Source organism: Saccharopolyspora rectivirgula DSM 43747 (assembly GCF_000497205.1).
Lineage (GTDB): Bacteria > Actinomycetota > Actinomycetes > Mycobacteriales > Pseudonocardiaceae > Saccharopolyspora > Saccharopolyspora rectivirgula.
In genome coordinates, this window is record NZ_AYJW01000179.1 from 1 (window position 1) to 218 (window position 218).

Below are 218 nucleotides of genomic sequence, written 5' to 3' on the forward strand. Positions count from 1 at the left end.
GCGCCAGTAAACGGCGGTGGTAACTATAACCATCCTAAGGTAGCGAAATTCCTTGTCGGGTAAGTTCCGACCTGCACGAATGGCGTAACGACTTGGGCACTGTCTCAACCGTGGACCCGACGAAATTGCACTACGAGTAAAGATGCTCGTTTCGCGCGGCAGGACGGAAAGACCCCGGGACCTTTACTGCAGCTTGGCATTGGCATCTGGTTCGGCTT

The 218-nt window shown here is 54.6% G+C and carries 1 rRNA gene; it reads left to right on the forward strand.

Going from position 1 to position 218, the window contains the following annotated elements:
- Positions 1 to 218, forward strand: a 23S ribosomal RNA gene (locus tag SREC43747_RS0119450); the annotation flags it as partial.